Source organism: Samsonia erythrinae (assembly GCF_004342665.1).
GTDB classification, from domain to species: Bacteria; Pseudomonadota; Gammaproteobacteria; order Enterobacterales; family Enterobacteriaceae; genus Samsonia; species Samsonia erythrinae.
The window spans coordinates 35,783-50,125 of the sequence record NZ_SMBY01000014.1; the positions used below are offsets into that span (position 1 = coordinate 35,783).

Sequence of the window (14,343 nt, forward strand, 5' to 3'; positions counted from 1 at the left end):
CGTCTGACGATCAGCGGCGGTATCCGCGAGTGACGCCGCCGCTGAGAGGACGCTATAGGCGTGCGAAGCAGAGCTGTGCGGCTTCGATAGTACGTTCGATATCCTGCGGCGTATGGGCCAGCGACATAAAGCCGGCTTCAAACGCGGATGGCGCGAGATAAACGCCTTCTTCGAGCATCATGTGGAAGAAGCGTTTAAAACGCTCGACGTCGCATTTCATCACATCCTGATAGCAGGTGACGCTCTCGGCATCGGTAAAGAATAGACCGAACATGCCGCCCGCCTGATTCACCACCAGCGGAATGTTTTCCGCTTTCGCCGCCGCTAACAAACCGTCAGCCAACTGATGGGTTAACGCGGTGAGCTTTTCATGCACGCCGGGCTTCGCCACTTCCGTCAGGCAGGCAAAACCCGCTGCCATGGCGATCGGGTTGCCGGATAGCGTTCCCGCCTGATAAACCGGACCGGTTGGCGCCAGCGCCTGCATCACTTCACGCTTGCCGCCGAATGCGCCGACAGGCATCCCGCCGCCGATGATTTTCCCCAGACAGGTCAGATCCGGCACCACGCCGTAGTGCGATTGTGCGCCTGCCAGCGCGACGCGGAAACCGGTCATCACTTCATCGATGATGAACAGCGCGCCAAACTCGTCGCACAGAGAGCGCAGGCCGGGCAGGAAGTCGGGCAGCGGCGGCACGCAGTTCATGTTGCCGGCGACCGGTTCAACGATAATCGCGGCGATTTCATCGGGGTATTGTTTAAACGCGGCGCGTACCGATGACAGATCGTTATAGACGCAGGTCAGCGTATGGCGGGCAAAGTCGGCCGGAACGCCGGGAGAGTTTGGCTGGCCCAACGTCAGCGCGCCGGAACCGGCTTTCACCAGCAGGCAGTCGGCGTGGCCGTGGTAACAGCCTTCAAATTTGATGATCTTATCGCGACCGGTATAACCCCGCGCCAGACGAATGGCGCTCATGGTGGCTTCTGTTCCGGAGTTGACCATCCGCACCATGTCCATGCTGGGCACCAGCGATGTTACCAGCCGCGCCATCTGCACTTCCATTTCCGTCGGCGCGCCAAAGCTCAGGCCGCGCTGTGCGGCGGCGATGACCGCGTCGCGAATTGCCGGGTGATTGTGCCCCAGCACCATCGGCCCCCAGGATCCGACGTAATCAATGTACGCTTTTCCGTCCGCGTCGTGGAGATAGGCGCCATCAGCCCGTTCGATGAACAACGGGACGCCGCCGACACCATTAAACGCGCGCACGGGGGAATTCACGCCGCCGGGAATAAGCTGCTGCGCCGCAGCATACAGACTTTCAGATTTATTCATTACGCAGTCCTGACTGGTCTTAATCGTAAAATGTACGGGTATTCTAATGAACTGACTGCCGTTATGAAATCGTTGTTCAACAGATGCAGGTCTCTTCGTATTCTATTTTGGTCACATAGGCAGTTTCATCCTTAAGGGGTAACATAGTTACTCTTATTTCTCTTTTTTGGTTATGACCGTTGTGATCAGACTTTCTGCACCCGTTTTTTCTGCGGTGGAGCGTCGTGCTGCCATCGCACAATTTGTTCGGCGCGATAAAACCCCTGTGTTGATTCTTCTGCTGGCGGCGATAGTGGGGACGTTAACCGGGTTGCTCGGTGTGGCATTTGAACGTTCGGTGAACTGGGTAATACAGCAGCGCGTAGAACTCTTGGCACACTTGCCGGAAAGTGGAATGAGCTGGCTTGTTGCCGCAGCGATGTCTGCTGTACTGGCGGTGTGGGGATATTTTCTGGTTCGGCGCTTCGCTCCAGAAGCCGGCGGATCGGGGATTCCCGAGATTGGGGGGGCTTTAGAAGAACTCAGACCGGTACGTTGGTGGCGCGTATTGCCCGTTAAGTTTTTTGGCGGCATTGGCACGCTCGGGTCGGGAATGGTGTTGGGGCGTGAAGGGCCGACGGTACAGCTGGGGGCAAATATTGGTGGTATGGTTGCGGACATGTTGCCCAAAAGGCAGCAGGATGGACGTCACTCATTACTGGCTACCGGCGCGGCTGCCGGGCTATCCGCCGCCTTTAATGCGCCATTGGCCGGAATACTTTTTATCATTGAGGAAATGCGGCCGCAGTTCCGCTATAGCCTAATCTCGATTAAAGCGGTATTCATCGGCGTCATTATGTCGAGCATCGTATTTCGTCTCTTCAACGGCGAGCAGGCGGTGATCGATATAGGGCAACTCCCTTCCGCACCGCTCAAGACGCTGTGGTTATATTTGATGCTTGGGATTATTTTTGGCGTCGTCGGTGTGGTGTTTAATGCCATGGTTTTACGTACTCAGGCGCTGTTTTTGGCTTTTCATGGTAAACGGATGTCACGTTTCCTGCTGGTTGGCGCGCTGGCGGGCGGTCTTTGTGGCGTGCTGTCTGTCGTTTTTCATGAAGCAACCGGAGGCGGGTTTACGCTTATCCCACTCGCGTCGGCGGAGCATTACAGCATCAGTATGCTATTGGGGATCTTTATAATCCGCGTCTTCATGACGCTGCTTTGTTTCGGATCGGGCGCTCCAGGGGGGATTTTTGCGCCGATGCTGGCGTTGGGAACGCTGCTCGGCGCCGCGTTTGGTATGGTGGCCAGCCAGTTATTTCCTGATTATGCCATTGGAGCCAGCACGTTTGCTGTGGCAGGTATGGGGGCGTTGTTCACGGCATCGGTTCGCGCTCCGCTCACCGGCATCGTTCTGGTTTTGGAAATGACTGACAACTATCAATTGATCTTACCCATGATCGTGACGTGTCTGGGTGCGACGCTTTTGGCGCAGTTCCTGGGAGGGAAGCCGCTATATTCTTCTATTCTGGCGAGGACGTTGCAGCGACAGACGTTGGCTGAGCAGGAGCAGCAGATTAATTCAACAAGTTCTGTCAAATCTTGAACGTTTTCGTTTCCTGCCGGATAATAAGGCGATGTGTGTGGGCCTATCACCTGATAAGCCCTGAGTGGGGAGTTAAGATATGAGCGACGATATGGCAGCACTGCCTCTGCAATTTACCGATGCAGCGGCGAACAAGGTGAAAAACCTGATTGCTGATGAAGAAAACCCGGAGCTGAAACTGCGCGTGTATATCACGGGCGGCGGCTGTAGCGGTTTCCAGTATGGTTTTACCTTTGACGATCAGGTCAATGACGGCGATATGACCATTGAGAAACAAGGCGTGTCGTTGGTGGTTGATCCGATGAGCCTGCAATATCTGGTTGGCGGCGCGGTGGATTATACCGAAGGTCTGGAAGGTTCCCGCTTCATCGTGACGAATCCGAATGCGAAGACGACCTGCGGTTGCGGCTCTTCCTTCAGCATCTGATAGCGCATTGTCGCTATTGATGAGCGATAAAACCGTGTCTCTAATCAGACACGGTTTTTTTATGTTATGAGATCGGCCTGACGTTAAACACCGGCATTAAATGACGGTGACTACCATTCAACCGTCACCAGACGGACGTCCGCATTCGACTCCATTTTTGCCACGGTAGTTGCCTTATTCATCTGAGTTTGCAGAATGCGCGACTCGGTGATTTTAGGCTGAGGTACGGCAAGCGCGTTGCATTTCATTTGATATTGGCCGAAGTGGGATACCACACCACATGACGGAAAAATCGTTAATCGGGCATTAATTTGTCCACTGAGATTTCCTGCATAGGTGGGGCCGCAGGCTGCAATCAGCAAACCTGCGCAGAGCAACGCACGTTTCATATTTTTACCTGGCGTTAAAGGAACCTGTCGATGCAACATTATTTAATGTTGTTAGTACGAGTGGTCATCAGCGCACCGAGAGCGGTCTCTATGATCCTATCGTCATGTCCAAGTTATCGGCAGGTGTTGGCGAAGCTATAGACGGTTAGTGTTACAACTTGTGAATGAATGATTCTGTTTTCATCGCTTTGATTTTACTGGAGTAGTTATTTATTTCGTGAAGGGTTTAGTCTGTTTTAAGGCCGTCAGTTGAGCGCAAATATGCTGCGCCGCCAGTAACAAACGGGGACCGCTGCGGCTGAACCAGCTCTCATTAACCTCGATGACCGGAACCGTTAACTGCGGCTGCCAGAATGCCTGCGTAGCCGCAAGCTTATCTGAGGTTCCGCTGACGATAATGACCTGTGGCTGCCGTCTTAATACCTGCTCGCGGCTGACCTGCGGCCACGGAACCGGGCTGTCGGCAAAGATGTTTTCTGCCCCACAGAGTGAAAGGATTTGGCTTTGCAGCGTTGTCTTTGACGAAGTAAACAGCGGCTGCGTGCCAAATTGAATGAAGACTCGCAGCGGTGAGGCCGTTGCGTGAGGGCGGCGGCGGAGCGCCTTCATTTTCCGCTGAAAATCTGCGGCGGCCTGTTCGGCTTGTTCTGGATGCTGGCTATAGGCCGCTAACTGCCGTAACGCGGCGGGAATATCATCCAGCGTTTTGGGATCCAAATAAATAATGGGAATGGCGAACCCTGCGAGCTGCTCCAGCGGACGCTGCGAATTCCCTTCTCGCCAGGCCAGAATCAGGTCAGGCTTGAGAGCAAGGATTCGCTCAAGGTTGATTCCTTGCCAGGACGCGACCTGTTCCAGCTTTTTCGCTTCAGGCGGATAATCAGACCAGGCGCTGACGGCAATCAGTTGAGCGCCCATACCTGCGGCATAAGCCATCTCCGTCGCGTGTGGGGCGAGACTGATCACCCGTTGCGGAATGGCATTCGCGCTGGCGCAGAGCAGCAGTCCGACCAGCCAGCAGAGTAACCTGAAGCGCATCGATTAACGAGTGGTCAGCTTGGTCAGAATGGTTTCCACCATGCGCGTGGATTGCTGTGCCGCCACGCTCAGGAACTCATCGAAACTCTGGTGTGATTCCTTATCCGCCACATCGGAAATGGCGCGCACGACCACAAACGGCACGGCGAACTGGTGGCAGACATGGGCGATTGCGGTTGCCTCCATTTCCACGGCAATGGCCTGAGGGAAGGTGCTGCGAATACGCGCCAACGGTTCTGCGCCATTGATGAAGGCATCACCGCTGACAACCAGACCGCGAACGGCATTGAGCTGTAAATCGGCAATCGCCTCCTGCGCCAGCGCGATGAGTTTTTCATCGGCGAGGAATGCGGCAGGGCAGCCCGCCATCTGACCGGGTTCATAACCAAATGCCGTGACGTCGGCATCGTGATAGCGTACTTCATCGGAAACGACGATATCACCGACATTCAACGTGGGGGCCAGCCCGCCCGCAGAACCAGTGTTAATGACGACATCCGGCTGGCTGTGTTCCAGCAGCAGCGTGGTGCCGAGCGCGGCGGAGACTTTACCGATGCCGGATTTCAGCAGCGCGACCTCTACGCCGTTAATTTGGCCGGTGTAGATTTCGCAACCTGCGCGCTGGAAGGTCTCACGGTTTTCAATCCGATCGCGCAGCAGCGTTACTTCTTGTTCCATCGCACCGATAATACCGACTTTCATAAGGTTCCCCGCAAATTCTGTTATAAATGGAAGGCGTGTAGCGGGGGTTAGTCTATCATGGCTAGCGGGATGAGATGGAGTGTCCATCATTGTGCTGTAGCGGGTATGACATGGAGAACCGTATGTCTGAGATCGATTTCGCCAAAAAAATGAGTTTTCAGCGGTATTTCAGCCGGCCAAAAACGGCGGACGATGCGTATACGATTGTGCGTCAGTTCGAGAGCGATCGTGGACGTATTATCAACTCCGCCGCTATCCGTCGCTTACAGCAAAAAACGCAGGTCTTCCCGCTGGAGCGTAACGCAGCCGTTCGTTCTCGTCTGACCCACTCGATGGAAGTGCAGCAGGTTGGTCGTTACATCGCAAAAGAGATTTTGCACCGTCTGCACGTTGAAGGCCGACTGGCGTCGCTTGGTCTGTTGGATAAAGAAACGCCGTTTGAAAGTATGGTCGAAATGGCGTGTCTGATGCACGATATCGGAAATCCGCCGTTTGGTCATTTTGGTGAATCCGCGATCAATCAGTGGTTCAGAAAATTGCTGGATAGCCATTATCTGGACGGTGAATCCCCGGATCGCGGCGATAATTGTAACGTGCCGACGTTAAGGATGCAGCGGGATGGGTTAGACGAACTGCGCGGACAGATCCGTCAGGATCTGAGCCACTTTGAGGGGAATGCGCAGGCGATCCGTCTGGTACACACGCTGCTAAAACTTAACCTGACTTATGGACAGGTCGCGTGCATCCTGAAATATACCCGCCCTGCGTATTGGCACGGCGCGCTCCCGTCCGGTTACGACTATTTGATGAAGAAACCGGGTTATTATCTGGCGGAGGAAGCATTCGTCGCCAGACTGCGTGAAGAGCTGGACATGGGGGAGTTTCACCGCCATCCGCTGAGCTACATCATGGAAGCCGCTGACGACGTTTCCTACTGTATTGCGGATTTGGAGGATGCCGTCGAGAAAGATATCCTCACGATCGAAGCCCTTTACGAGCGCCTGCGCGAAAATTGGGGTGCGGGCGCTGACAAGGATATTTTCGCCAGAACGATTGAGCGCGCCTATAAAGAGCGTGAGCGCTTTCAGTGGCGCAGCCGCGACGATCTGTTCTTCATGAATCTGCGCGTTTATACCGTGGGGCAGATGGTGCCCCACGCCGCGTTGCGTTTTATTGAAAATCTGCCGGAAATCTATTCCGGGGCGTTCAATCAGGCGTTGCTGGAAGACGATAGCCCGCAAAATCGTCTGTTAGGCATCTTTAAGCGTGTCGCCGTAAAGCATGTCTTTAACCATCACGAAGTTGAGCAGTTGGAGCTTCAGGGCGACCGTGTCATTCGCGGGTTGCTGGATATCTATCGCCCGCTGCTTGATATGCCTTATCAGGACTTCAGCCAGCTCGTCAGAGACGACGTGCACAAGCAATATCCGATTGAAACTCGTCTTTACCACAAGCTCTCCAGCAAGCATTGTCTGGCCTATCGCGAAGCGGTTAGCGGACTGGATGCGTTACCTGAAACCGAGCGGATTGTCCGCGAATATTATTATCGGGCTCGCCTGATTCAGGATTACATCAGTGGGATGACGGATTTGTACGCCTACGACGAATACCGCAAGCTGATGGCGGCGGATTAACGTGCAACAGGCCGCATTGGCATCGCGAGTTTTGTAAAGTCGTTCAATATTTTCTTACGCTTCATACTCTTCCCCTTGGGAACATTGTTGCGTCATATTTATCTCATACAGCACGACCATTGCGTGTACCCGGTGTTGGTACACGGGCCGTACAACTCGCGTGTTGATCATTATGAGAACGATTCCGATGAAAAGAAAATCACTGGTTCTGAGTGCGTTGGCGTTAAGTCTGGTAATGGCGACGGCTGCGGGCGCCGCGGAGTCTGCGGCGTCTTCTACGTCTTCCGTTTCTTCCGGGCAAATACCCAGCCTGGCCCCCATGCTGGAAAATGTTATGCCCTCTGTTGTGAGCATTTATGTAGAAGGGCATACCAGCGCGGGAAAACAAGACATTCCTCCACAGCTTCAGCCGTTCTTCGGCGAAAACTCACCGTTCTGTCAGGAAGGTTCTCCGTTCCTTGGGTCGCCGATGTGTCAGGGCGCGGGCGATGACGATGAGGGGCAGCCATCCGAACAGGAGCGCTTTCAGGCGTTGGGCGCGGGCGTGGTGATTAATGCGGAAAAAGGCTACGTGGTGACCAATAGCCATGTGGTGGATAACGCCGATAAGATTCAGATTCGGCTCAGCGATGGTCGAAAATATGACGGCAAGGTATTGGGCAAAGACCCACGTTCAGATATCGCGCTGGTACAACTGAAAAATTTTAAAAACCTGACGGCCATTAAGATGGCGGATTCTGACCAATTGCGGGTTGGCGACTACACGGTCGCGATCGGAAACCCCTACGGTCTGGGCGAAACGGCGACATCAGGCATTGTCTCGGCGTTAGGGCGTAGCGGGCTGAATATTGAAAACTACGAGAACTTCATTCAGACCGATGCGGCGATCAACCGGGGGAATTCCGGCGGGGCGCTGGTGAATCTGAACGGGGAACTGATTGGGCTGAATACTGCGATACTGGCGCCGGACGGCGGTAATATCGGGATTGGTTTTGCCATTCCCAGCAACATGGTGAAAAACGTCGTTGCACAGATTATTGAGTTTGGCGAGGTGAAGCGTGGTGAACTGGGTATTACCGGAACAGAATTAAATTCCGAGCTGGCGCAGGCGATGAAGGTCGATGCACAGCGTGGTGCGTTTGTGAGTCAGGTGCGGCCGAAATCGGCGGCGGATGAGGCGGGCATCAAGGCGGGCGATGTGATCGTGACGTTGAACGGTAAAGCGATCGAGAGTTTCTCCGCGCTGCGCGCACAGGTCGGTTCGTTGCCGGTCGGGAGCAAGGTAGCGCTGGGGCTGCTGCGTGATGGCAAACCGCTGACGGTGAGTGTCACGTTGCAACAAAGTCATCAGGCTCAGGTCGATTCCGGTAACCTCTACGCGGGCATTGAAGGGGCCGAGTTGAGTAATACTCAGGTGGACGGTAAAAAAGGCGTCAAAGTGGATAACGTCAAGCCCGGCTCTGCCGCTGAAAAAATCGGCCTGAAGAAAGAGGATATTATTCTCGGGGTTAATCAGCAGGCGGTACAGAATATTGGCGAACTGCGTAAAATTCTGGATAGCAAGCCGTCGGTGTTGGCTTTGAATGTTCGTCGCGGCGACAGCACGATTTATCTGCTGGCCCAGTAAGTGAATGATGCAGAAGATGAATTTACATTATCAATAAAAACAAAATCTTATATTGATTTTCTGGCCTGGCGATTGGTTGCCAGGCCGCTTTCCCTCATGACCTCATGAATGTACTTTTGTGAGTTCTCCCACAGATTTAACCTAATTCCCGCTTCTTTGTTACTTTGCACAATGTGTGGCGCTTCCTGCGGCGCTATGCTGGTGCAATTGTCAATGTTCCTCTCAGAGGTAGAAATGGCGTCTTATCATCTTAATGCCCGGATGGCACAGGATATCGTCGCACGAACCATGCAAATTATTGATAGCAATATCAACGTGATGGATGCTCGCGGTAAGATTATCGGCAGTGGCGATCAAGACCGGTTGGGGGAACTGCATGAAGGGGCGCTGCTGGCGCTTTCGCAGGGGCGCGTCGTCGATATTGATGACGCGGTGGCGCGGCATCTGCACGGCGTGCGGCCGGGTATCAATTTACCCCTGCGTATCGACGGCGAGATTGTTGGCGTTATCGGCCTGACGGGCAACCCCAGCCACTTGCGGCAATACGGCGAGCTGGTGTGTATGACGGCGGAAATGATGCTGGAACAGGCGAGGCTGTTGCATATGTTGGCGCAGGATAGCCGCCTGCGCGAAGAGCTGGTGTTAAATCTGATCCGCACCGATGATCTGTCACCTGCGCTGATGGAGTGGGCGCAGCGTCTGGGGATCGACCTCAACAAGCCGCGCGTCGTTGCCGTTATCGAAGTGGACAGCGGGCAGCTCGGCGTGGACTCCGCGATGGCTGAACTACAGCAGCTTCAGACGCTGTTGACCACGCCGGAACGTGACAACCTGATCGCCATTGTCTCGCTGACGGAAATGGTGGTGCTGAAACCGGCATTGAACAGCCACGGGCGTTGGGATGCGGAAGATCACCGACGTCGCGTGGATACGCTGATGTCGCGTATGGAAGAGAGCAGCCGGCTGCGAGTGCGATTGGCGCTGGGGAACTATTTTGTCGGCCCCGGCAGTATCGCGCGCTCGTACCGCACGGCGCGAACGACAATGAGCGTGGGCAAACAGCGTATGCCAGCTCAGCGCTGTTATTTTTATCAGGACCTGATGCTGCCCGTATTGTTAGACAGCTTGCGCGGCGGCTGGCAGGCAAACGAGCTGGTGAGGCCGTTGTCGAAGCTCAAAGCGATGGACGGTAATGGCCTGCTACGCCGGACGCTGGGCGCCTGGTTTCGTCATAACGTTCAGCCGGGGGCGACGGCGAAAGCGCTGTTTATCCACCGCAATACGTTGGAATATCGTCTTAATCGGATCTCTGAACTGACGGGATTAGATCTGGGGAATTTTGATGACCGCTTGCTGCTGTACGTTGCTTTACAGTTGGATGAGGAAGAATAGCGCCTCCCTTGGTTTATCTCGGTCTCCACGATATGTTACCTGATGCCGCACAGCCCGCGGCGTCAGGGCTTTCTGTGGCTGGCAGGACATGCTTAGACTGAAAACTGTTACATAATGACTAACAATATAACGCGATAGCATAAATTATCGCGAAACAATATTTTTGCCCCTTTCCTATATCCACTATTGTCACTTCCATATTGTCAGCCTGATAACCCGTTATCTTTCGAGCTGCATGTGCATTATTCAAATCATCACGTTTTGCCCTGCAAATTGAGTTATTAAGGTTACGAGTCAGCCACATTCACCATGATTTCATTTGATGCTTTCAAATATTAGGGAGTGATAAGCATGTCAATACGTCGTCTGGGGTTATCTGTTGCCACGGCAGCGCTGTTGTTTTCCGGTGTGGCCTCGGCGGCTACCGAATTATTGAACGTGTCTTACGATCCGACGCGTGAACTGTATCAGCAATACAATGCGGCATTCATTAAGCACTGGAAAGCGACCTCCGGCGAGGACATCACCATCAAAAACTCGCACGGCGGCTCTGGAAAACAGGCGCGTTCAGTGATTGACGGCTTGCAGGCTGATGTAGTGACGCTGGCGCTGGCGGGGGATATCGATGCGTTAAACCTGAATCAACAGTTGATCGATCCCAAGTGGCAGGCGCGTTTGCCGGACAACAGTACGCCGTACACCTCTACCATCGTTTTTCTGGTGCGCAAAGGTAATCCGAAGCAAATCAAAGACTGGAACGATCTGGTGAAGCCGGGCGTGGAAGTGATTACGCCAAACCCGAAAACCTCTGGCGGCGCGCGTTGGAACTTCCTGGCGGCGTGGGCGTATGCCAAAGCGCAGCCCGGCGGCAATGACGAAACGGCACTGAAATTCGTCACTGAACTGTATCGCCATGCACCCGTGTTGGATACGGGGGCGCGTGGCTCAACCATCAGTTTTGTGCAGCGTCATTTAGGCGATGTGTTGTTAGCGTGGGAAAACGAAGCCTATCTGTCTCTGAAAGAGCAGGGCGGCGATCAACTGGAGATCGTCACTCCGTCACTGTCGATTCTGGCGGAGCCGCCTGTTGCCGTCGTAGACAAGGTGGTTGAACGTAAAGGCACGCAAAAGCAGGCCGAGGCCTACCTGCAATATCTCTACAGTGATGAAGCGCAGCGCATTATCGGTAAAAATTTCTACCGCCCGCGCAATGCCAAGATTGCCGAAGAGTTTAAGGATCAGTTCGCGCCGGTGAGTCTGGTGACGATTGATAAAGATTTCGGCGGCTGGAAAGCCGCGCAGGATAAATTCTTCAACGATGGCGGTATCTTCGACAAGATTTTCCAAGAGATCAATAAATAAGTTTTAAACGCCTGGATGGATTAAAGGCCGCTATTTCCCTAGCGGCTTTTTCAGATTAAGAAGGCAGATAACCCTTCCAGAGCAAATCTGCCAGGTAGCGCATGTCGGCAAGCAGTTGTTGGCTGGAGAGTGAATACAAAAATGAAAGGCACGGTATGTCACAGCGTTCTTCCTCAGTGATTCCCGGTTTTGGGCTAACCTTAGGGTTTAGCCTGAGCTATTTAGGACTACTCGTTCTCATTCCGTTGGCAGGAATGTTTTTATATGCCAGCCAACTCACATTCGGCCAGTTTTGGGAACTGATCACCAGCCGTCAGGTGCTTTTTTCTTTGCGGCTTTCGTTTGGTACGGCATTGGCGGCGGCATTTATCAACGGCATTCTCGGGACGTTGCTGGCGTGGGTGCTCGTCCGTTATACCTTTCCCGGTCGTAAAGTCATTGATGCCATGATTGATATGCCTTTCGCGTTGCCAACCGCCGTCGCGGGGATTGCACTAACCGCGCTGTATGCGCCGAATGGCCTTATCGGTTCATTGTTCCCGTTTAAAATTGCTTATACCGGAATTGGCATCACGCTGGCGCTGATCTTTGTCACGTTGCCCTTTGTCGTCAGAACGCTACAACCGGTGCTGGCCGATATTCCTAAAGAGGTCGAAGAGGCCGCCGCCTGTCTTGGCGCGCGACCGTTTCAGGTTTTCCGCCATGTACTGTTGCCGGCGCTGTTGCCGGCCTGGTTGACGGGCTTTGCGTTGGCCTTCGCCCGCGGCGTGGGGGAGTATGGTTCTGTGGTGTTTATTGCCGGGAATATTCCGTTTAAAACCGAAATTCTGCCGCTGCTGATTGTCTCCAAGCTCGATCAGTATGACTACAAGGGGGCGACCGGAATTGGCGTATTCATGCTGCTGGTTTCTTTCATTATGCTGCTGCTGATTAACCTGTTGCAGCGCCGCATTCAACCGAAACTGTAAGGGCTGGTCGTCATGGAACACGTTATTTCTGCTCAGGCCAGCGTGGCTAAAAGAAAAAAGCAGCCGGTGGCCTATTACATTCTGGTTTCACTGGCATGGGTGGTCTTTTTCCTGATTCTGGTGTTACCGCTGATGATGGTGGTGACGCAAGGGTTAGATAAGGGGATCGGCGCCTTTTGGGATGCAATTACTGAACCGGATGCGATCTCCGCACTGAAGTTGACGCTGCTTGCGACCGCTATTTCCGTGCCGCTGAACGTGGTGTTTGGACTGGCGACGGCGTGGTGCGTGACGAAATTCGAATTTCGTGGCAAGAGTTTTCTGCTGGCGCTGATTGATTTGCCTTTCTCCGTTTCGCCCGTGGTCGCGGGGCTGGTGTATGTGCTGCTGTTTGGCGCGCAGAGCAAGCTTTATCCCTTCTTGCTGGAATACAACCTGGAAATTGTTTACGCCGTGCCGGGCATCGTGCTGGCGACGATTTTCGTCACGTTGCCTTATGTCGCCCGTGAGCTGATTCCGCTGATGGAAGAACAAGGCTCTCAGGAGGAGGAGGCCGCACGTCTGCTGGGGGCGAACGGCTGGCAGATGTTCTGGCATATTACGTTGCCGAATGTGAAGTGGGCGCTGATTTACGGGGTGGTGCTGTGTACCGCCCGGGCGATGGGAGAATTTGGCGCCGTTTCCGTTATTTCCGGGCACATTCGCGGCCTGACTAATACGCTGCCGCTGCATATCGAAATTCTTTATAACGAATACAATATCGTTGCGGCCTTCAGCGTAGCGATTTTGCTGCTGGTGATGTCGCTGGTGGTCTTGCTGTTGCGCCAATGGAGTGAAAGCAGATTGACGAAGCAAATACAGAAACAACAGGAGTTGGCCAAAAATGAGCATTGAGATTCACAATATAAATAAACAATTTGGCCAGTTCCGGGCGCTGAACGAGATTAATCTGTCGATCCAAAGCGGTGAGTTGGTGGCGTTGCTGGGACCTTCAGGCTGCGGCAAAACAACGTTGTTACGTATTATCGCCGGGCTGGAGCAGCCCGATAGCGGCAGTATTATTTTTCACGGTCAGGATGTGTCTGTTCATGATGTACGCAAACGCAACGTCGGCTTTGTGTTTCAGCATTATGCGCTGTTTCGCCATATGACCGTGTTTGATAACGTTGCGTTTGGGTTGCGAATGAAGCCGAAGAATATCCGCCCATCGAAACGTGATATCGAAAAGAAAGTGCATGAATTGCTGAGTCTGGTGCAGTTGGACTGGCTGGGGGATCGCTATCCTGAGCAACTGTCTGGCGGTCAGCGTCAGCGTATTGCACTGGCGCGTGCGTTGATCGTCGAGCCCAGCATTTTGCTGCTGGACGAGCCTTTTGGCGCGCTGGATGCCAAAGTGCGTAAAGAGCTGCGCCGCTGGCTGTCTCAATTGCATGAAGATATCGATCTGACGTCGGTGTTTGTCACCCACGATCAGGAAGAGGCGATGGAAGTGGCCGATCGCATCGTACTGATGAACAAGGGCGTCATCGAACAAATTGGGACGCCGGCGGAGGTTTATAACAATCCGGCGAGTGAATTTGTTTACCATTTTCTTGGTGACAGCAACCGACTAAAAGTGGCACAAACGGAAGAAACCATTCTGTTCCGGCCGCATGAAGTGGCGTTATCCGTTCAGGAACAGGACGGCTATCAGGCGGTAACGGTTCGCGATATTCGTCCACTCGGCGCCTTAACGCGCCTGTCGTTAAAGTTAGGTGGGCAGTCGGAGCTGATCGAAGCGGAAGTTGCAAAAGACGATGTCAGTTTACAAGGGTTAAAGAAAGGTGATGTGATTCAGTTCAAACCCAAGCGTTACAACCACGACTGGGAAATCTGATTGGCAT

Annotated in this window: 13 protein-coding genes; 9 read left to right on the forward strand and 4 right to left on the reverse strand. The window is 53.6% G+C overall.

Features of this window, described 5'->3' with window-relative positions:
* Positions 1-52: 52 nt before the first annotated feature.
* Positions 53-1,333, reverse strand: coding sequence for a glutamate-1-semialdehyde 2,1-aminomutase (hemL, locus tag EDC54_RS16055; RefSeq protein WP_132458636.1), 1,281 nt, complete (start codon positions 1,331-1,333; stop codon positions 53-55).
* A gap of 172 nt (positions 1,334-1,505) precedes the next feature.
* On the opposite strand from hemL, the gene clcA reads away from it, so the two are divergent.
* Entirely contained in the window at positions 1,506-2,921 is a 1,416-nt protein-coding gene (gene clcA, locus EDC54_RS16060) for a H(+)/Cl(-) exchange transporter ClcA (RefSeq protein ID WP_132458639.1), read from the forward strand.
* A gap of 79 nt (positions 2,922-3,000) precedes the next feature.
* On the forward strand, positions 3,001-3,348 hold the full coding sequence (gene erpA / locus EDC54_RS16065; protein WP_132458642.1) for an iron-sulfur cluster insertion protein ErpA: 348 nt from the start codon (positions 3,001-3,003) through the stop codon (positions 3,346-3,348).
* A 110-nt stretch (positions 3,349-3,458) separates the two neighbouring features.
* Here the strand turns inward: erpA and EDC54_RS16070 are convergent, their stop codons facing one another.
* From EDC54_RS16070 to mtnN, 3 genes are all read right to left on the reverse strand, one after another.
* The gene (locus EDC54_RS16070; protein ID WP_132458645.1) at positions 3,459-3,737 is read right to left on the reverse strand and encodes a hypothetical protein; all 279 of its coding nucleotides are present in this window, start codon (positions 3,735-3,737) and stop codon (positions 3,459-3,461) included.
* 210 nt (positions 3,738-3,947) lie between these two features.
* On the reverse strand, positions 3,948-4,775 hold the full coding sequence (btuF, locus tag EDC54_RS16075; protein ID WP_132458648.1) for a vitamin B12 ABC transporter substrate-binding protein BtuF: 828 nt from the start codon (positions 4,773-4,775) through the stop codon (positions 3,948-3,950).
* 3 nt (positions 4,776-4,778) lie between these two features.
* Positions 4,779-5,477, reverse strand: coding sequence for a 5'-methylthioadenosine/S-adenosylhomocysteine nucleosidase (gene mtnN / locus EDC54_RS16080; protein WP_132458651.1), 699 nt, complete (start codon positions 5,475-5,477; stop codon positions 4,779-4,781).
* A 122-nt stretch (positions 5,478-5,599) separates the two neighbouring features.
* Here mtnN and dgt point away from each other — a divergent pair, with 122 nt between their 5' ends.
* From dgt to EDC54_RS16115, 7 genes are all read left to right on the forward strand, one after another.
* Positions 5,600-7,111, forward strand: coding sequence for a dGTPase (gene dgt, locus EDC54_RS16085; RefSeq protein WP_132458654.1), 1,512 nt, complete (start codon positions 5,600-5,602; stop codon positions 7,109-7,111).
* Positions 7,112-7,298: 187 nt separating this feature from the next.
* Positions 7,299-8,738 carry a serine endoprotease DegP gene (degP, locus tag EDC54_RS16090; RefSeq protein ID WP_132458657.1) on the forward strand — a complete coding sequence of 480 codons (1,440 nt, stop codon included), beginning with the start codon at positions 7,299-7,301 and terminating at the stop codon, positions 8,736-8,738.
* A 234-nt stretch (positions 8,739-8,972) separates the two neighbouring features.
* A complete protein-coding gene (locus EDC54_RS16095) occupies positions 8,973-10,130 on the forward strand; it encodes a CdaR family transcriptional regulator (protein ID WP_132458659.1) in 1,158 nt (385 codons plus the stop codon).
* Positions 10,131-10,481: 351 nt separating this feature from the next.
* Positions 10,482-11,492, forward strand: a complete 1,011-nt coding sequence (locus tag EDC54_RS16100; protein WP_132458662.1) for a sulfate ABC transporter substrate-binding protein — start codon at positions 10,482-10,484, stop codon at positions 11,490-11,492.
* 155 nt (positions 11,493-11,647) lie between these two features.
* A complete protein-coding gene (cysT, locus tag EDC54_RS16105) occupies positions 11,648-12,460 on the forward strand; it encodes a sulfate ABC transporter permease subunit CysT (RefSeq protein WP_132458665.1) in 813 nt (270 codons plus the stop codon).
* Between the two features lie 12 nt (positions 12,461-12,472).
* On the forward strand, positions 12,473-13,354 hold the full coding sequence (gene cysW / locus EDC54_RS16110) for a sulfate ABC transporter permease subunit CysW (protein ID WP_132458668.1): 882 nt from the start codon (positions 12,473-12,475) through the stop codon (positions 13,352-13,354).
* Positions 13,344-14,336, forward strand: a complete 993-nt coding sequence (locus tag EDC54_RS16115; RefSeq protein ID WP_132458670.1) for a sulfate/molybdate ABC transporter ATP-binding protein — start codon at positions 13,344-13,346, stop codon at positions 14,334-14,336. Before cysW ends, EDC54_RS16115 begins: the two co-directional genes overlap by 11 nt.
* Positions 14,337-14,343 lie beyond the last annotated feature (7 nt).

Excerpts from the sequence above, each read along its gene's own strand:
- hemL (WP_132458636.1), bottom strand. The coding sequence starts at position 1,333 with ATGAATAAATCTGAAAGTCTGTATGCTGCGGCGCAGCAGCTTATTCCC.
- mtnN (WP_132458651.1), bottom strand. The coding sequence starts at position 5,477 with ATGAAAGTCGGTATTATCGGTGCGATGGAACAAGAAGTAACGCTGCTG.
- EDC54_RS16070 (WP_132458645.1), bottom strand. The coding sequence starts at position 3,737 with ATGAAACGTGCGTTGCTCTGCGCAGGTTTGCTGATTGCAGCCTGCGGC.
- EDC54_RS16100 (WP_132458662.1), top strand. The coding sequence starts at position 10,482 with ATGTCAATACGTCGTCTGGGGTTATCTGTTGCCACGGCAGCGCTGTTG.
- cysT (WP_132458665.1), top strand. The coding sequence starts at position 11,648 with ATGTCACAGCGTTCTTCCTCAGTGATTCCCGGTTTTGGGCTAACCTTA.
- btuF (WP_132458648.1), bottom strand. The coding sequence starts at position 4,775 with ATGCGCTTCAGGTTACTCTGCTGGCTGGTCGGACTGCTGCTCTGCGCC.
- cysW (WP_132458668.1), top strand. The coding sequence starts at position 12,473 with ATGGAACACGTTATTTCTGCTCAGGCCAGCGTGGCTAAAAGAAAAAAG.
- EDC54_RS16095 (WP_132458659.1), top strand. The coding sequence starts at position 8,973 with ATGGCGTCTTATCATCTTAATGCCCGGATGGCACAGGATATCGTCGCA.
- dgt (WP_132458654.1), top strand. The coding sequence starts at position 5,600 with ATGTCTGAGATCGATTTCGCCAAAAAAATGAGTTTTCAGCGGTATTTC.
- EDC54_RS16115 (WP_132458670.1), top strand. The coding sequence starts at position 13,344 with ATGAGCATTGAGATTCACAATATAAATAAACAATTTGGCCAGTTCCGG.
- erpA (WP_132458642.1), top strand. The coding sequence starts at position 3,001 with ATGAGCGACGATATGGCAGCACTGCCTCTGCAATTTACCGATGCAGCG.
- clcA (WP_132458639.1), top strand. The coding sequence starts at position 1,506 with ATGACCGTTGTGATCAGACTTTCTGCACCCGTTTTTTCTGCGGTGGAG.
- degP (WP_132458657.1), top strand. The coding sequence starts at position 7,299 with ATGAAAAGAAAATCACTGGTTCTGAGTGCGTTGGCGTTAAGTCTGGTA.